This is a genomic window from Plantactinospora siamensis (genome assembly GCF_042434095.1).
Classification (GTDB): domain Bacteria; phylum Actinomycetota; class Actinomycetes; order Mycobacteriales; family Micromonosporaceae; genus KBS50.
This window is the reverse complement of sequence record NZ_JBHLUE010000016.1, coordinates 673409-689234: the sequence shown is the minus strand read 5'-3', so window position 1 is coordinate 689234 and position 15826 is coordinate 673409. Positions and strand designations below refer to the sequence as shown.

General features: G+C 72.0%; 17 protein-coding genes. 7 read left to right on the top strand and 10 right to left on the bottom strand.

Features of this window, described 5'->3' with window-relative positions; genetic code table 11:
* Positions 1-938 (bottom strand): hypothetical protein (locus ACFFHU_RS20485; protein WP_377341181.1); only part of this gene is annotated, 938 nt, incomplete at its 3' end.
* Between the two features lie 9 nt (positions 939-947).
* Here ACFFHU_RS20485 and ACFFHU_RS20480 point away from each other — a divergent pair.
* The 4 genes from ACFFHU_RS20480 (at position 948) to ACFFHU_RS20465 (ending at position 3705) form a co-directional block, all read left to right on the top strand.
* A complete protein-coding gene (locus tag ACFFHU_RS20480; protein ID WP_377341179.1) occupies positions 948-1175 on the top strand; it encodes a hypothetical protein in 228 nt (75 codons plus the stop codon).
* Between the two features lie 40 nt (positions 1176-1215).
* Positions 1216-1803 (top strand): tetratricopeptide repeat protein, encoded by a 588-nt coding sequence (locus ACFFHU_RS20475; RefSeq protein ID WP_377341250.1) that lies wholly within the window; start codon positions 1216-1218, stop codon positions 1801-1803.
* A gap of 7 nt (positions 1804-1810) precedes the next feature.
* Positions 1811-3073, top strand: coding sequence for a glycosyltransferase (locus ACFFHU_RS20470; protein WP_377341177.1), 1263 nt, complete (start codon positions 1811-1813; stop codon positions 3071-3073).
* 185 nt (positions 3074-3258) lie between these two features.
* Positions 3259-3705 carry an HPF/RaiA family ribosome-associated protein gene (locus tag ACFFHU_RS20465; RefSeq protein ID WP_377341175.1) on the top strand — a complete coding sequence of 149 codons (447 nt, stop codon included), beginning with the start codon at positions 3259-3261 and terminating at the stop codon, positions 3703-3705.
* 98 nt (positions 3706-3803) lie between these two features.
* Here the strand turns inward: ACFFHU_RS20465 and ACFFHU_RS20460 are convergent, their stop codons facing one another.
* The 6 genes from ACFFHU_RS20460 to ACFFHU_RS20435 all read right to left on the bottom strand — a co-directional run bounded on the left by ACFFHU_RS20460 (position 3804) and on the right by ACFFHU_RS20435 (position 10373).
* On the bottom strand, positions 3804-5207 hold the full coding sequence (locus ACFFHU_RS20460) for a chitinase (protein ID WP_377341173.1): 1404 nt from the start codon (positions 5205-5207) through the stop codon (positions 3804-3806).
* 202 nt (positions 5208-5409) lie between these two features.
* The gene (locus ACFFHU_RS20455; RefSeq protein WP_377341171.1) at positions 5410-6309 is read right to left on the bottom strand and encodes a glycine betaine ABC transporter substrate-binding protein; all 900 of its coding nucleotides are present in this window, start codon (positions 6307-6309) and stop codon (positions 5410-5412) included.
* 125 nt (positions 6310-6434) lie between these two features.
* Entirely contained in the window at positions 6435-7313 is an 879-nt protein-coding gene (locus ACFFHU_RS20450) for an ABC transporter permease (RefSeq protein WP_377341169.1), read from the bottom strand.
* The gene (locus ACFFHU_RS20445; RefSeq protein ID WP_377341167.1) at positions 7310-8527 is read right to left on the bottom strand and encodes a quaternary amine ABC transporter ATP-binding protein; all 1218 of its coding nucleotides are present in this window, start codon (positions 8525-8527) and stop codon (positions 7310-7312) included. Before ACFFHU_RS20445 ends, ACFFHU_RS20450 begins: the two co-directional genes overlap by 4 nt.
* A 295-nt stretch (positions 8528-8822) precedes the next feature.
* Positions 8823-9329 carry a GNAT family N-acetyltransferase gene (locus tag ACFFHU_RS20440; RefSeq protein WP_377341165.1) on the bottom strand — a complete coding sequence of 169 codons (507 nt, stop codon included), beginning with the start codon at positions 9327-9329 and terminating at the stop codon, positions 8823-8825.
* A gap of 126 nt (positions 9330-9455) precedes the next feature.
* On the bottom strand, positions 9456-10373 hold the full coding sequence (locus tag ACFFHU_RS20435; RefSeq protein ID WP_377341163.1) for an SMP-30/gluconolactonase/LRE family protein: 918 nt from the start codon (positions 10371-10373) through the stop codon (positions 9456-9458).
* A gap of 102 nt (positions 10374-10475) precedes the next feature.
* Here ACFFHU_RS20435 and ACFFHU_RS20430 point away from each other — a divergent pair, with 102 nt between their 5' ends.
* Positions 10476-10928, top strand: a complete 453-nt coding sequence (locus ACFFHU_RS20430) for an Lrp/AsnC family transcriptional regulator (RefSeq protein ID WP_377341162.1) — start codon at positions 10476-10478, stop codon at positions 10926-10928.
* A gap of 95 nt (positions 10929-11023) precedes the next feature.
* Here the strand turns inward: ACFFHU_RS20430 and ACFFHU_RS20425 are convergent, their stop codons facing one another.
* The gene (locus tag ACFFHU_RS20425) at positions 11024-11956 is read right to left on the bottom strand and encodes an NADP-dependent oxidoreductase (protein ID WP_377341160.1); all 933 of its coding nucleotides are present in this window, start codon (positions 11954-11956) and stop codon (positions 11024-11026) included.
* Between the two features lie 73 nt (positions 11957-12029).
* Between ACFFHU_RS20425 and ACFFHU_RS20420 the strand changes: the two genes are divergently transcribed.
* Entirely contained in the window at positions 12030-12434 is a 405-nt protein-coding gene (locus ACFFHU_RS20420; protein WP_377341158.1) for a winged helix-turn-helix transcriptional regulator, read from the top strand.
* A gap of 68 nt (positions 12435-12502) precedes the next feature.
* Here the strand turns inward: ACFFHU_RS20420 and ACFFHU_RS20415 are convergent, their stop codons facing one another.
* Together ACFFHU_RS20415 and ACFFHU_RS20410 are read right to left on the bottom strand one after the other, a co-directional pair.
* Positions 12503-13678 (bottom strand): zinc-dependent alcohol dehydrogenase, encoded by a 1176-nt coding sequence (locus ACFFHU_RS20415; RefSeq protein WP_377341156.1) that lies wholly within the window; start codon positions 13676-13678, stop codon positions 12503-12505.
* Positions 13675-14352, bottom strand: a complete 678-nt coding sequence (locus tag ACFFHU_RS20410) for an SRPBCC family protein (protein WP_377341154.1) — start codon at positions 14350-14352, stop codon at positions 13675-13677. Before ACFFHU_RS20410 ends, ACFFHU_RS20415 begins: the two co-directional genes overlap by 4 nt.
* A 357-nt stretch (positions 14353-14709) precedes the next feature.
* Between ACFFHU_RS20410 and ACFFHU_RS20405 the strand changes: the two genes are divergently transcribed.
* Positions 14710-15825 (top strand): phenylalanine--tRNA ligase subunit alpha, encoded by a 1116-nt coding sequence (locus tag ACFFHU_RS20405; RefSeq protein ID WP_377341152.1) that lies wholly within the window; start codon positions 14710-14712, stop codon positions 15823-15825.
* Position 15826: the final 1 nt, after the last annotated feature.

Here is a 15826-nt window from a genome sequence, read left to right as displayed (position 1 = left end):
AGGGCGCTCAGGGCGCGGTTGGCCCGCAGGGTCCGCAGGGTGATGTCGGCGCCCAGGGTGCGCAGGGTGCTCAGGGTGCTCAGGGTGCTCAGGGTGCCCAGGGTGCGCAGGGGGCCCAGGGCGCTCAGGGCGCGGTTGGCCCGCAGGGTCCGCAGGGTGATGTCGGCGCCCAGGGTGCGCAGGGTGCTCAGGGCGCCCAGGGTGCTCAGGGCGCTCAGGGTGCTCAGGGTGCTCAGGGTGCTCAGGGCGCTCAGGGGGCTCAGGGGGCTCAGGGGGCCCAGGGCGCTCAGGGCGCGGTCGGCCCGCAGGGTCCGCAGGGTGATGTCGGTGCCCAGGGTGCCCAGGGTGCCCAGGGTGCTCAGGGTGCTCAGGGTGCTCAGGGCGCTCAGGGTGCCCAGGGCGCGCAGGGGGCCCAGGGCGCTCAGGGCGCGGTCGGCCCGCAGGGTCCGCAGGGTGATGTCGGCGCCCAGGGTGCCCAGGGTGCTCAGGGTGCTCAGGGTGCTCAGGGTGCTCAGGGTGCTCAGGGTGCTCAGGGCGCTCAGGGCGCTCAGGGCGCTCAGGGCGCTCAGGGCGCACAGGGCGCACAAGGTGCCCAGGGCGCTGTCGGTCCGCAGGGCCCGCAGGGCGACCCCGGTGCCCAGGGCGCGCAAGGCGCCCAGGGCGCGCAAGGGGCGCAGGGCGCCCAGGGTGCGGTCGGGCCGCAGGGAGACACCGGCGCGCAGGGTCCGCAGGGCGCGACCGGCGCTCAGGGTCCGCAGGGTCCGCAGGGTGGCGACGGTGCCACGGGTGCCACCGGGCCACAGGGTGCCACGGGCGCTCAGGGCGCTCAGGGTGCTCAGGGCGAAGAGGGCGAGGACGGCCCGCAGGGTCCGCAGGGCGCGGCCGGTGCGCAGGGTCCGCAGGGCGCCGCTGGGGCGCAGGGCGCGACCGGTCCGCAAGGTGCCGGGGTGAGCGACGCGTACATCCGGGCCACCACGGCCGACGCCGGCGTCCAGGTCCTCACCTGTGACACCGGTGACGTGGCGCTGAGCGGCGGATACACCAGCGCCGGCGGCGCGATCTCGTCGAGTGTTCCGTTCCCGCCGACCGACACGGCCACGCCCACCGGTTGGCAGTGGACGTTCCCGGCGGCCGGCAACGACATCTACGTCGTCTGCGCCAACGTCACCCCGTGATCCCGCAGAACGATTCGACAGGAAGAGGAAGACAGTGAAGATGCGACAGGTGTTCGGCTCGCTCGCCTGCGGCGCCGTCCTGCTGGCCGGAGTGGCCGCGTGCAGCGACGACCCGAAGACGCCGGCGGCCAACCAGTCCAGCGACGCGGCCGCCGCGGCGCCGGAGCAGAAGGACCCGACGGCCCTGCTCAAGCAGGGTATCGAGCAGGGTCAGGCGGGCCAGGCCGACCAGGCCAAGGCCACCTTCGAGAAGGTCGTCTCGCTCCAGGGCGACAACAAGTTCGCCTGGTTCAACCTGGGCTACCTGGCCCAGTCGCGGAACGCGACGGACGAGGCGATCGCCGACTACGACAAGGCGCTGGCCATCGACGGCGCCTACCGGCCGGCCATGTACAACAAGGCCATGCTCCTGGAGGGGCAGAAGCCCGACGATGCGGTCGCGCTGTACCGCAAGATCATCGACGCGGACAGCCACGCGTCCACGGCGTACCTGCGACTGGGCCTGATGCTGGTCAAGCAGGACGACGCGGACGGCGCGCGGGATGCCTTCAAGGCCGCGGTCAAGCTCGATCCGAAGCTTGCCTCGGCGGTTCCGGCGGAGTACCAGCCGGCCAAGGCGAAGGGGTGACCGTTCGGTGAAGGCGCCACACGTCACGGTTTTCACGGGTAGCAACCGGACCCGCTTCCTGGACGAGTGCCTGCAGTCGTTGCTGGCGCAGACGTACTCGGACTGGGAATGGGTGGTCATTCTCAACCAGGGCACCCGCTGGCGCCCCGAGGCCAAGGATCCCCGGATCCGCCTCGTGGTGCGGGACGGCCTGAACGGTGTCGGTGCGGTGAAACGGCAGGCCTGCGCCGAGGCGTACGGGGACATCCTCGTCGAGCTCGACGACGACGACCTGCTCAGCAGCGACTGCCTGGCGGAGATCGTGGCGGCCTTCGAGGCCAACCCGGGTGTGGGCTTTGTCTACAGCGACACGGCCCAGATCGGGGAGGACGGCGGCCGGGACGAGTCCCGGTTCGCCGCCTCCCACGGGTGGCGGTACCGCGACGAGAAGGTCGACGGACGCGAGGTGCTGGCGTGCCACGCGCTGGCGCCGACCCCGCACAACGTCAGCTACATCTGGTACGCGCCGAACCACGTCCGGGCCTTCCGTCGGGACGTGTACGAGAAGGTGGGTGGCTACAACGAGGAACTCGACGTGGCCGACGACCTCGACCTGATGTGCCGGCTGTACCAGGCGGCCGAGTTCCACCACATCCCGAAGTGTCTCTACCTGCAACGGATGCACGCCAAAAATACCCAGCGCGATCCGGAGTTCAACGCGCGCATCCAGCGCAGGTCGGTCGAGATCTACGACCGGAACATCAAGGACAACGCGCTGGCCTGGGCCGGGCGGCAGGGACTGCTTGCCCTCGACCTCGGCGCCGCGCACAACAAGCCGGAGGGCTTTCTCGGGCTGGACCAGCACGAGGCGCCCGGCGTGGACATCGTCTGTGATGTCACCAAGGGCATCGATCTGCCGGACAACAGCGTCGGCGTGATCCGGGCCTGGGACTTCCTGGAACACGTCCCGGACAAGGTCGCGCTCTTCAACGAGCTGTACCGGATCCTCGCCCCGAACGGGCTGCTGCTGTCGCTGACGCCCAGCACGGACGGGCGGGGAGCGTTCCAGGATCCGACCCATGTGGCGTTCTACAACGAGAACTCGTTCTGGTACTTCACCACCACGAAGTTCGCCACCATGGTGCCGGAGATCAAGTGCAGGTTCCAGGCGTCCCGCCTGGCCACGTACTTCCCGACCGAGTTCCACCAGGCCAACAACATCCCGTACGTGGTCGCGAACCTGATCGCGGTCAAGGACGACGTGCGGAACGGCGGCCTGCTGACCATCTGAAACATCGATCCGCAACACCGGTCCGGACGCCGGCGGGACACCCGCCGGCGTCCGGCGCGTTTCCGAGGCCCCGGACGGTGGGTAACGGCGGATCAACGGCACATGCCACCACAATCTAGGGGGTCATCGACCATGGTCAGTACCCGAGTCGCCCGAACCGTCCGTCCCGAGGGCGAGGTACGGCGATGAGCGCCCCGGTCGGCGACCGCGCGACGGTGGCGGACTGCCTGCGGGTCGGTACCGGCTTCTCGCAGGGGGACCGGAACTGGATCGTCGAGCAGTTCGGCACCCTGGACGCCCGGCTCGCCTCCTTCCCGGTGGACGGCACCGAGCTGGAGGTGACGGTCAAGGACCGCGAGGCCAAGGGCCAGAAGGTGACCCTGGAGTGCTGGATCGCCGGCCAGCCGAAGATCGTCACCACCTCCACCGAGGAGGACCTGCGGGCCGCGCTCAACGACTGCCGGGACGACCTGCGCCGCAAGCTCAACGACCACAAGACCCGGCAGGAGCCCCGGCGCAACCGCCGGCTGCGCGACCACGGCCTGCCCGACCCGCGCGCCGTGGACGAGGGCGACCTGCTCACCGACGACAACCCGGCCGGCTCGCCGGAGTCCGCCGTCCGCGGCGACTGAGCTGCAAGGAAGGGCCCCTTGTTATCGCTTTCTGTATAGCAAGGGGCCCTTCTTAACGCCCCGGCGCGCGCCGGCGCGGCGTCGGTGCGGGCGCGGGCTCAGCAGGGGCCGTTGTCCACCCACACGTCCTGGGCGTTGTTGCCGGGCACGTCGCCCTGAGTCCACCAACGGGCCGTCCAGCGATGACCCTGGTACGACACCACGGTGCCACCGGTGTACGCGGTGCCGGCCGACCACGCCGGCGCGGTGCACGTGCCGGGCGGCGGCGTGCCGGTCGAGCCCGAGCAGGCGCCCTGGTCCTGCCACACCTGCGCCGAGCCCGGGGTCTCGCCCTGGGTCCACCACTGCGCCTTCCAGGTGTGTCCGGCGTACGAGGCGAGCTGGCCGCCGGTGTAGACGGCGGACGCCGACCAGGCCGGCGCGGCGCAGGCGCCCGTCGGCGGGGTCGTCGTCGGCGTGCTCGTCGGTGGCGTGCTCGTCGGTGGCGTGGTGGGCGGGGTCGCCCCGGCGAACCGGGCCGTGTACGTGGTGAACTCCCACGGCGCCTGCGGCACGCTGCTGCACGTCCCCGACGTGGTGCTCTGGTTCGGGTCCGGGCACTGCCGGTCCCGGTTGACCGACCAGTACGTGTACCGGGCCAGGTGGTGGCTCGTGGCGTAGTCGAGCACCGTGCCGAAGTCGGCCTGCCGGAAGTACTCGCCGGCGTCGCTGCGCCCGTTCATCATCGACACGCCCTCGTGGGCGTACGCGGTGCCGCTGTCCCAGCCGAACGTGCTCATCAGCAGGCCGTGGAACGCCTCCAGCGCGGACACCTGGCTGCCGCCGCCGTTGAAGCCCCCGTCGAACGGCATGATCGAGTAGTTGTTGGGCGTGAAGCCGAGGCTCTTGGCGTCGTTCAGCATCTGCTGCCCGAACCAGCCGGTCCCGGCCGAGGTGCCGGCCGTGGTGACCGAGACGTACAGGCCCGGGTTGTCCCGTTGCAGGATCTGCGCCGCGCCCAGCTCGTTGTGCACGGCCGCGGCGTTCTCGTACTCGGGTTCCTCCAGGTCGAAGTCGATGGCCCTCAGCCCGTACTTCGTGACGACCTGCTGGTACGCGGCGGCCGTGGCGGCCGGCGTGCCGCAGGTCTGGCCCAGCTTGGTGCCGCCGTAGCCGCCGACCGAGACGCTCACGTCCCCGCCCGCGGCGCGGATCCGGCCGATCAGCGCGGCCGCCTCGGTGTCCGAGCCGACCGGTCGGGTGCCGTCCCAGGTGGGGGAGCAGCCGCCCGCGTTCGGGGCCAGGATGAAGGCCAGCTGGAACGCCTTCTGGCCGGTGGCGTTCATGACGGCGACCGGGTCCGGCGGGCTGTTGTCGAACGGCATCAGGTACGGCGCGGAGGCGTACCAGTTGCTGCCGAGGGCGGCGCCGGCGGCCGGCGCGGTGAGCAGGACGCCCGCGGCGGCCGCGCCGAGGCCGAGGGTGGCGGTGAGCGCGAGTGGTACGCGGTGGGGTGGCTTCATGGGGACCTCCGGACGCCACAGTTAACTTTGTTAACTGTTAGGGCGACAATGTACATCCCCATCGATGCGTGGACAAGCGCCGCCGCCGGGACGACGAACGGGCGGCGCCGGCCCACGGGCCGGCACCGCCCGGTGCCTCGGTGCAACGCCGTCGAGACGGCTCAGGTGGTACGCCGTCGAGACGGCCGATGCGGGTACGCCGTCAGGCCGCGGCGCCCAGCGACTTCAGGTAGTCCGGGTTGGCCTTCAGCCACGCGTCCACCGCGGCGGCCTCGTCGCCCTTGTGCTGGTTGAACATCTGGTCCTCCAGCGTGGCCAGCTGCTCGTTGTCCATCTTGAACTTCTTCAGCATGTCGGTGACCTCCGGGAAGTCCTTGTCGAACCCCTTGCGGGTGAGCGTGTGCACCTGCTCCGCCTTGCCCAGCGTGCCCTTCGGGTCCTTGAGGTCCTTGAGGTCGTACTTCGCGTACGCCCAGTGCGGGTGCCACAGGGTGACCGCGACCGGCTTCTTGTTCTTGATCGCGCTGTCCAGCGCGGCCAGCATGGCCGGGGTGGACGAGGTCTTGAGCTTCATCGACCCGTCCAGGCCGTACTGCGGCAGCGTCTTCTCCTGGGTGGCCTTGGTGAGCCCGGCGCCCGGCTCGATGCCGATCAGCTCGCCGTTGAACTCGCCGGCCTTGCCGGACAGGTCCTCGATCGAGTTGACGTCCTGGACGTACTTCGGCACCGCGATGCTGAGGCTCGCGTTGTCGTACCAGGTGCCGACGTCGTCCAGCCGCTTGCCGTACTTGTCCAGGTAGGACGCGTGGGTCTGCGGCAGCCAGCCGTCGAGGAACAGGTCGATGTCCTTGCTCGCGAGCCCGCCGAAGACCAGCCCGGCCTCCAGGTTCTTCAACTCGACCTGGTAGCCCTTGTCCTCCAGGACCTTCTTCCACAGGTTGGAGGCGGCCACGGCCTCGTCCCAGGCCATGTAGCCGATGGTGATCTTCTTCTTGTCGCCGCCGGAGCCGGCGCCGGAACTCCCGCCGCAGGCGGCGGCGCCCAGCGCCAGCGCGGCGGTCAACGCCAGCGCGACGCCGCGGGTCAGGGACCTCAACATCATGTGTTCCTTCCTATCGTTGCGCAGCCGGCGGAACCCGGCGCGACGGGCGCGCCGAGGCAGGGTGCCGGTGCGGTCTCCCGCGTGGAGCGGAGTCAGGGGTGCAGCCGGGCGCGGGTGCGGTCCGGCTAGGCGCGTTGCGCCCGGGCGGCCGGGAACCGGGCGCCGATGGAGTCGGTGAGCCGGTCGAGCACGATGGCCAGCACCACCACGGCGATGCCGCCCTCGAAGCCGCTGCCCACGTCGACCTGGGACAGCGCCGAGTTGATCACCTTGCCGAGTCCCTCGGCGCCCACCATGCCGGAGATGACCACCATGGACAGCGCCAGCATGATCACCTGGTTGACGCCCGTCATGATCGTCGGCAGCGCCAGCGGCAGCTTGGTGCGCAGCAGGACCTTCGCGGGCGAGGCGCCGAACGCCTCGCTCGCCTCGACGATCTCCGGGTCGACCTGGCGCAGTCCCAGCGCGGTCAGCCGGACCCCCGGCGGCATGCTGAACACCAGCGTGGCGAGCACGCCGGGCACGGTGCCGATGCCGAAGAAGAAGATGGCCGGGATCAGGTAGACGAACGCCGGGAGCGTCTGCATCAGGTCCAGCAACGGCCGGGCCACCGCGTTCGCCCGCCGGTTCTCCGCGATGAGGATGCCCAGCGGCACGGCCAGCACCAGCGACAGCGCGCTGGCCACCAGGACCTGCGCGAGGGTGCTCATGGTCTCGTCCCAGTAGGGCATGCCGCCGATCACGCCGAGCCCGACGAGCACGCCGAGCCCGAACTTCCAGCTCCGCAGCCAGGTGCCGAGGGCGGCCAGCAGCACCACCATCACCACGGCCGGGACGCTTGTGAGCAGGCCGGTCAGCGGCTCGACCAGCGCGTCCACCAGGGACACGATCCCGTCAAAGAGCGAGCCGAGGCTGTTCGTGGCCCAGTCGACGGCCGCGGAGATCCAGCTGCCGAGCGGCACCCGGGGCAGGATGCCGTCGAGCGGCGATGCGGCCACACTCATACCGGCTCTCCCGCCAGATTGCCCTCTTCGGAACCGGTGTTGCCCAGCGCGGCCAGCAGGGTGATCCGGGGGATCACGCCGGCCAGCCGGTCCCGGTCGTCCAGCACGGCCACCGGGTGGGTGCTCTCGGCCGAGTGCGTGAACAGGTCGGCCACGGCGGTGTCGGTGGCGACCGTGCGGACCTGCCCCGTCGTGACGTACCCGTCCAGGGTCCGGCTTCCGGCCCGGAGCGCCCGGGACACCTCGTCCTCGGTCACCGTGCCGAGCAGGCGCTTCTGCGCACCGGTCACGTAGACCACCGAGGTCTGCGTCTCGCGCAGCGCCCGGGCGGCGAGCCGCGGGCCCGCGCCGACGTCCAGGACGCTCTGCGGGCGTTCCATCACCGACGAGGCGGTGAGGACGCGGGTCCGGTCGACGTCCGCGACGAACTGGGCCACGTAGTCGTTGGCCGGATCGGTGAGGATCTCCTCGGCGGTGCCGATCTGGACGATCCGGCCGTCCCGCATCACGGCGATCCGGTCACCCAGCCGCATGGCCTCGTTGAGGTCGTGCGTGATGAACACGATCGTCTTGCCAAGCTCGGACTGCAGCTCCAGCAGCTGATCCTGCACCTCGCGCCGGATCAGCGGGTCCAGCGCCGAGAACGCCTCGTCCATCAGCAGCACGTCGGTCTCGGCGGCCAGCGCGCGGGCCAGGCCCACCCGCTGCTTCATCCCGCCGGACAGTTCCCGGGGCAGGCTGTCGGCCCACTTCTCCAGGCCCACCAGCCGGAGCGCGTTCATGGCCTTCTCCCGGCGCTCCGCTCGGGGCAACCCGGCCACCTCGAGCGCGTAGCCGGCGTTCTCCGCCACTGTCCGGTGCGGCATCAGCGCGAAGTGCTGGAAGACCATGCTGAGCTTCTCGCGCCGGAGCCGGCGCAGCGCCGCGGGCTTGAGCGCGGTGATGTCGACCCCGCCGACCTCCACGCTGCCGTGGGTGGGCGGGATGAGGCCGTTGAGCATCCGCAGCAGGGTGGACTTCCCCGAGCCGGAAAGCCCCATGACGACGAAGATCTCGCCGGGCCTGACCTCGAAGTTCGCGTCGATCACGGCGGCGGTCCCGGGCAGGCCGGTCATGGCCTCGTCCCGGTCGGTCCCGTCGGCAAGCCGTCGGACGGCCTCGTCACCGCGATTACCGAATATCTTGTAGAGCGATTTCACTGCGAGGGCAGCCACGGTCTCCCTTCCGGCATTCTTGCTCGGCGATCCGTTTGTGCCACCGAGTCACGGCATGGCGTCTCTGTGGTCGATATCCACGATTGCCTAACCCGTTTCAGGTCGTATTTCTCGGTCGGCCACGTTACGCACACCTTCCACCAGCAGGCCAGTTGACCTGCGGTGATGAGTCGGGAGGCTGTGCACCATCACACAATTTGCGGCACCGGGGGAACTATTTATCGGCGCCGGACGACACGTACGTCGGAATTGGTCGCCCGACCGTCATCGGAAAAGAAATCCGAGCCGGGTCCGGTCAGATTTCGCGGCGCATGCAGGCCCGCGGCCAGCGGTCGAGCCCGTGTTCGGCCTCGTGCCGGCGGATCCGGCGCAGCCCGGGCGATTCCTCGGCTTCGGTCAGATACCGGAATCCGAGTCGCCGGTAGTACGGCCCGTTCCAGGGGACGTCGCGGAAGGTGGTGAGGGTCAGCGCGGCCGCGCCCGTCTCGGCGGCGACGGCGGCCGCGTGCTCCAGCAGGGCCCGGCCGATGCCCCGGTGGGCCCAGTCCGGATGCACGGAGACCTGCTCGATGTGCAGGTTGCCGTCGACGGGCTCGGCGATCAGGTAGGCGATCGGCCGGTCGGTGTCGTCGGTCGCCACCCAGGCCCGGCCGGCCCGCTGGTATCCGGCCAGCTCCGCCGGTGACCCGGGATCGTCGTCGGCGATCTCCGCCATGCCGATCTCCCGGAACGACGCGCCGGCGGCCCGCTCGAGGTCCAGCAGGAGCGCCAGCTCGTCGTCCCGCGCGTTCCGGATAAGCATCCGACCATTCTGCCGCGCGCCCGGGCCCCCCGTTCAGCCCCGGCCCGGGTGCCCGGCTCCCCGCGGTCGGTGTCCGGCCGCCGGTTCAGCCGGCCGCCGGCTCAGCCTGCTCAGCCGGCCGCCGGCTCAGTCGGCCGCCGCCGGGTATCGCCCGCCCGTGACGGCCAGCCGGAGCGTCCAGATCGACACCCCGGCGCAGATGAACAGATCGGTGCCCCGGGGGCCGCCGAAGGTCAGGTTCGACACCGGCTCGGGCAGCATCAGCTTGCCGATCAGGGTCCCGTCGGGAGCGAAGCAGTGCACCCCATCCCAGGCGGCGGCCCAGACCCGTCCGGCGCTGTCCAACCGCAGCCCGTCGAAGCGGCCGAAGTCGCACTCGGCGAAGATCTTCCCGCCGCTCAGTGTGCCGTCGTCGGCCACGTCGAAGAGCCGGATGTGGCTGGGCTCCTGCCGGGTGTCCACGATGTACAGCCGGCGCTCGTCCAGCGAGAAGGCCAGGCCGTTCGGCCGGCTGAAGTCGTCGGCCACGATCCGGACCTCGCCGCTGGCCGGGTCGATCCGGTAGACGTGGCAGCCCCCGATCTCGCTGTCACCCGCCACGCCCTCGTAGTCACTGTCGATCCCGTAGCTGGGATCGGTGAACCACACCGAATCGTCGGCCCGGACCACCACGTCGTTCGGGCTGTTCAGCCGCCTGCCCTCGTATCGGTCCGCCAGCACCGTGACGGCGCCGTCGTGCTCCGTACGAGTGATCCGGCGGTTGCCCTGCTCGCAGCTGATCAGCCGGCCCTGCCGATCGACGGTGTTGCCGTTCGCGTAGCCGGACGGCGACCGGAACACCCCGACCGCGCCGGTGGCCTCGTCCCAGCGCATGAGCCGATCGTTCGGGATGTCGCTCCACACCAGGTAGCGGCCGGCCGGAAAGTATGCCGGGCCCTCGGTCTTGCGGTCGCCGGTGTGCAGCCGGGTCACCACGTAGTCGCCGTCGGCGTACCGCAGCCGGTCGTCCAGAATCTGCAGGTCGGCGGGGATCGTATGCGGCATCGCACGCTCCTGGGTTGAACCAGCTATGGCCAACAGCCAACTACACCGAACTTCGTTCGGTCAATAGCGATATGCTCAGAACCACATCTGAGAGGCGACCACATGGACGAGATCGATCGGGCACTCCTGGCCGAGTTGCAACGGGACGCGACGCAGTCGTACGCCGGGCTCGGCCGCGCCGTCGGGCTGTCGGCCGGGTCGGCGCACGAGCGGGTACGCAAGCTGCGGGACCGCGGAGTGATCCGGGCCAGCACGGTGGACGTGGACCCGGCCCGGGTGGGGCGCGGGGTGCTCGCCTTCGTGCTGCTGTCCGCGGACACCTGGATGGGCGACGCCCGGGAGGCGCTCGCGGCCCTTCCCGAGATCCAGGAGGCGCACGTGGTCGCCGGGTCGGCCTCGGTGCTGGTCAAGATCCGCACCGGCACCACCGAGGCGCTCCAGGGCGTGCTGCGGCGGCTCTTCGACATCGACGGGGTGACCGGCACCGAGACCATCGTGGCGCTGGAGACCTTCTTCGAGCGGCCCGTGCCGGTGACCGGCGAGCTGGCGCCCTGACGGATGGGCGCCCGCCCGGTCGGCCCGGACCACTCGCCGGTCGGCCCCTGAGGCGCCGGCACGAGGCGCGGCGGGCCCATTCGCCGGTCGGCCCCTCAGGGCACCAGCACGAGGCGCCCCCGGACCCCGCCCGCGGCCAGCAGTTCGTGCGCGGTGGCCACCTCGGCGAGCGGCAGCTCCCGGGCCACCCGCAGGGTGAGCCGCCCGGCATCGACCAGCGCCGCCAGCTCCGCGAGCCGGGCGCCGTCGGCGTACACCTCCTGGACGACGACCCGGGTGGCCCGCAGCGGCGGCGGAGCGTACGGGGCCACGAGCGCCACGAAGGTCCCCCCACCGCGCAGCGCCGCGTGCGCGGCGACCCCCGCGCAGGCCGCGTCGATCACCGCGTCCACGCCGCCGGGCACGAGGCGCCGGACCGCCGCGCCGAGCCGGTCGGTCCGGGCCACGAACTCGGCCGCGCCGCGCCCCCGTACCTCCGGCTCGTCGGCGGCGCCGGCCACCGCGACGGTACGGATGCCACGGGCGGCCGCGAGTTCGCAGACCAGCCCGCCCACCCCGCCGGCGGCCCCGGTCACCAGCAGGGTCTGCCCGGCCGCGAGCCCGGTCAGCGCGAGCGACCGGTCGGCGGTGAGGCCGATCAGCGGTAGCGTGGCGGCCTCGACCGGGGAGACCGTGCGCGGCGCCGGCGCGAGCGCGGCCTGTTCCAGCACCACCCGCTCGGCCTGGGCGCCGGCGGCCGGCAGCACGTCGCGCAGCCCGATGACCGCGTCGCCGGCGCGGAACCGCGAGACGCCCGGCCCGACCGCCTCGACCACGCCCGCGACGTCCCAGCCCAGCCACACCTCCGGCGCCGGCGGGAGCAGCCCGGCGGCGGTCAGCGCGCCGGAGCGGGTGGACAGGTCGATCCGGTTCACCGCGGCCGCGGCGACCCGCACCCGCACCTCACCGGGGCCCGGCTCCGGCACGGGGACGTCGACGATTTCCAGCACCTCGGGGCCGCCGAAGCGGCGTACGACCACAGCTCTCATGCCACCGACGCTAGGTACGCTGGTTTCCAACGGTAAGTAGGTACCTGCGAGTGCGTAGCGAACCGGGAGAGCGATGACCACCATGTCGGCCGGCGAACGGCGCGAACGGGACCGCGAGCGGTACAACGCGAATCTGGCCGGCTGCCCCGGCCACGAGCTGCTCGCGGCGCTCAGCGACAAGTGGGTGACGCTGGTGCTCAGCGCGCTGGCCGACGGCCCGCTGCGGTACGGCGACCTGTCCCGGATCGTCGCCGGCGCCAGCCAGAAGATGCTCACCCAGACGCTGCGCAAGCTGGAGCGGGACGGGCTGCTGACCCGGACGGTCACGCCGGCGGTCCCAGTGCGGGTGGACTACGCGCTGACCGGCCTGGGCGAGAGCCTGCTGCCGGTGCAGCGGGCCATCAAGACCTGGGCCGAGACCCACATCGAGCAGGTGCACGGGGCGCGCGCCGCGTACGACGCCCGCCCCGCGCCCTGACCGTTAGGAAGGGCCCCTTCCTATACAAAAAGCGATAAGAAGGGGCCCTTCCTTTCACTCAGGCGGACTCAGCCGGCGGGGTGGAAGACGCTGCGGAGGCAGGCGTCCTCCTTCTTCTCAAACATCTCGTACCCGCGCGCACCGTCCGCCAGCGGCATCGGGTGGGTGGCCAGGTAGCCGGGGTCGATCTCGCCGGCCGAGATCCGGTCCAGCAGCATCGGGATGTACCGCTGGGCGTGCATCTGGCCCATCCGCAGCACCAGCGCCTTGTTCATGGCCGCGCCCAGCGGGAACTTGTCCACCAGGCCGCCGTACACGCCGACGATGCTGACCGTGCCGCCCTTGCGGCAGGCCATGATGGCCTGCCGGACCGACGTGGGCCGGTCGGTCTGCGCGCGGCCGGCCTGCTTGAACCGGTCGTACGCGTAGATCGGGCCGACGTCGTGGGCCTCCATGCCGACCGCCTCGATGCACGCGTCCGGGCCGCGGCCGGCGGTCAGCTCCCGCAGCGTCTCCAGCACGTCGGTCTCGGCGTAGTTGACGGTCTCCACGCCCAGCCGGTCGGCCGCGGTGGCCAGCCGCTCCGGCAGCCGGTCGATCATGATGACGCGCTCGGCGCCGAGCAGCTGCGCCGCCCTGGCCGCCATCTGGCCGACCCCGCCGGCGCCCCAGACCGCGACCACCTCCCCGCCTTGCAGGCCGCAGAAGTCCGCGGCCATCCAGCCGGTCGGCATCGCGTCGGAGGCGAACACCACCGCGTCGTCGGCGATCCCCTCGGGCACCTTGAACGCCCCGATGTCCCCGAACGGCACCCGGATGTATTCGGCGTGGCTGCCCGCGTAGCCGCCCACCGCGTGCGAGTAGCCGAGAATGCCGGCGGGGGAGTGCCCCCACAGCTTCTCGGTGAACACCGGCTGGGGGTTGGAGTTGTCGCAGAGCGAGTACTGCTCGGTGCGGCAGTACCAGCAACCGCCGCAGGCCACCACCGAGCCGACCACCACCCGGTCGCCCACCGCGAGCTTCCGGACGGCCGGCCCGGTCTCGACCACCTCGCCCATGAACTCGTGGCCGAGGATGTCGCCCTCGCGCATGGCCGGCAGGTAGCCGTTGATCAGGTGCAGGTCGGAGCCGCACACACTGCTGGCCCCCACCTTGACGATGATGTCGCCCGCTGACCTGATCCGTGGCTCCGGCACGTCGCGCACGGCCAGGTCCCCGACGCCCTCCCAGCACAGCGCCTTCACGCGCGTCCTCCCGTCGTGAGCTTGTCCCGCACCGTGTCGGTGACCCGTTCCTGCGCCGGCCCCCGGCCGGACGGATCGCGGTGGGTGTCGATCAGCTGGCCGCACTCGATCAGCGACTTGACCCGGCGCAGGGTGTCGCGCAGCCGCAGGTCCGGCTCGTCGCCCCGGATCAGGCCGAGCGTGCGGCGCAGCGGGCCGGTCGCCCGGTATCGCAGCTCGGCGCGGATCTCGGTGCCCCGGCCGCCCGGGGCGGGGGTCAGCTCCACCCGGCCCTCCTGCGGCACCGAGCCGTCCTCGACGCGCCAGCGCAGCGTCCCGTCCTCGACGGTCAGCTCGGCCCGCCGCTCCCCGCCGGTACCGACCGGGTCGCGGGCCACACAGGACCAGCGGTTGTCGTCGAGCTGCTCCAGCGTCACCCAGTCCCCGAGAGACTGGGCCAGCCGCTCCTGATCGGCCAGGAACCCGAGCACCTTCTGCCGGGACCGGTCCACCGTCACCCCGCGGCGCACGACGTACCACCCGTCCACCAGCTCCGGCTGGCGCCGTCGGCGCCGCCGGGCGATGCTGGTGCCCACCCCGATCGCGGCGCCCGCACCCACCGCGACCGCGGCGCCCGCACCCACCGCGACCGCCGTGCCGGTCCCGGCCGCCCGCACTGTGCTCTTGTTCTTCACCGATCCTCCATGCCAGCGTCGGTGCGCCCCGACGATTGTCGAGCCGTGCCTCGGTTTCAGCCGCTACCCGACGGGGTCGCCCCGAAACGCGGTCGGCCGCCGCGACGCCGTTGGGCTATGGTGGCGACCATGCAGCGCGCGCCGCGATTTAGCCGCCCCCGGGTCACCGGTGGGCAGCCCGCGCGCGACTGACGCAGCTTCCCGACGGCCCGGATTCCGCGCCGCCTCTCGCCGGCGCGGGTTCGGCGCTCCGGCCGGCCCGGGGGACCGCCCCGTCCCGGGCATCCCCGATGCCCTCCGCCGGCCGACGAACGGGACCGCCACGCGTGGCCGCCCGCTCGGGAATGCGATCGCGCCATGCCTGACAGCGAGCACAACGACATCGAGACCCCGCGCCCCCAACCCACCGCCCCGGACCTGCTCCGCGACCTGACCGCGCTGACCGCGGACGCCCGGGCGGCCGTCCGGGCCGCGGCCACCCCGGCCGAGCTGGCCGCGGTACGCCGGGAGCTGCTGGGCCGGTCCGGAACGCTGCCCGCGCTGCGTCGGCGGATCGGCCCGCTGCCCGCCGCGGACCGGCGGACCGCCGGCGCCGCGCTGCACGCCGTCCAGCAGCAGCTCACCGCCGAGATCGAGACCCGCGAGCGGGACCTGCTGGACGCCGAGCCGGCGGTCGCCGTACCGCTGGACGTCACCGTGCCCGGCCGGCCGGTGGGCGGCGGCGGCCTGCACCCCACCACCCAGCTCCGGTACGACCTCGACGACGCCTTCGCCGCGCTCAACTTCGAGGTGTACGCCGGCCCGGAGATCAGCTCGGAGCGGTACGAGTTCGACGCGCTCAACTTCCCGCCCGAACACCCGGCCCGGGAGACCATGGACACGTACTGGCTGGCCGGCGACGCGGGCCGGGCCGGCGACGGGGACGGGCCGGGCACCGACCGGCGCTGCCTGCGCCCCCACCTCACCGGCGCCAGCGTGCGGTACCTGCGCGAGCATCCGCCGCCGGTCCGGATCGTCTACCCCGGCCGGGTCTACCGGAACGAGAGCACCGACGCGCGGCACGAGCGTGCCTTCTTCCAGTACGAGGTGCTGCTGGTGGACACCGACGTGCCGCTGAGCACCGCGCGGTTCCTGGTCGACACCATCCTGGAGACGACATTCGGTGCTCCGGTGCGGACCCGCATGCGGGCCGGCTTCTTCCCGTTCGTCGAGCCCGGCTTCGAGATCGACATGGAGTGCCAGGTCTGCGCCGGTCGGGGCTGCCGCACCTGCCGCCAGGTCGGCTGGCTGGAGGTGATGCCGGGGGGCAGCCCGCACCCGAACGTGCTGCGCGCGGCCGGCCTCGACCCCGACCGGTGGACCGGCTGCTATCTCAACGTCGGCCTGGACCGGCTGGTGATGATGCGGTACGGCATCGACGACGTACGCCTGATGCACGGAGCCGACCTGCGGTTCCTCGACCAGTTCTGCTGAG

Coding starts and splice junctions, on each gene's coding strand:
- ACFFHU_RS20455 (WP_377341171.1), bottom strand. CDS start 6,309: ATGATGTTGAGGTCCCTGACCCGCGGCGTCGCGCTGGCGTTGACCGCC.
- ACFFHU_RS20425 (WP_377341160.1), bottom strand. CDS start 11,956: ATGAGAGCTGTGGTCGTACGCCGCTTCGGCGGCCCCGAGGTGCTGGAA.
- ACFFHU_RS20420 (WP_377341158.1), top strand. CDS start 12,030: ATGACCACCATGTCGGCCGGCGAACGGCGCGAACGGGACCGCGAGCGG.
- ACFFHU_RS20450 (WP_377341169.1), bottom strand. CDS start 7,313: ATGAGTGTGGCCGCATCGCCGCTCGACGGCATCCTGCCCCGGGTGCCG.
- ACFFHU_RS20460 (WP_377341173.1), bottom strand. CDS start 5,207: ATGAAGCCACCCCACCGCGTACCACTCGCGCTCACCGCCACCCTCGGC.
- ACFFHU_RS20475 (WP_377341250.1), top strand. CDS start 1,216: ATGCGACAGGTGTTCGGCTCGCTCGCCTGCGGCGCCGTCCTGCTGGCC.
- ACFFHU_RS20405 (WP_377341152.1), top strand. CDS start 14,710: ATGCCTGACAGCGAGCACAACGACATCGAGACCCCGCGCCCCCAACCC.
- ACFFHU_RS20465 (WP_377341175.1), top strand. CDS start 3,259: ATGAGCGCCCCGGTCGGCGACCGCGCGACGGTGGCGGACTGCCTGCGG.
- ACFFHU_RS20430 (WP_377341162.1), top strand. CDS start 10,476: ATGGACGAGATCGATCGGGCACTCCTGGCCGAGTTGCAACGGGACGCG.
- ACFFHU_RS20435 (WP_377341163.1), bottom strand. CDS start 10,373: ATGCCGCATACGATCCCCGCCGACCTGCAGATTCTGGACGACCGGCTG.
- ACFFHU_RS20440 (WP_377341165.1), bottom strand. CDS start 9,329: ATGCTTATCCGGAACGCGCGGGACGACGAGCTGGCGCTCCTGCTGGAC.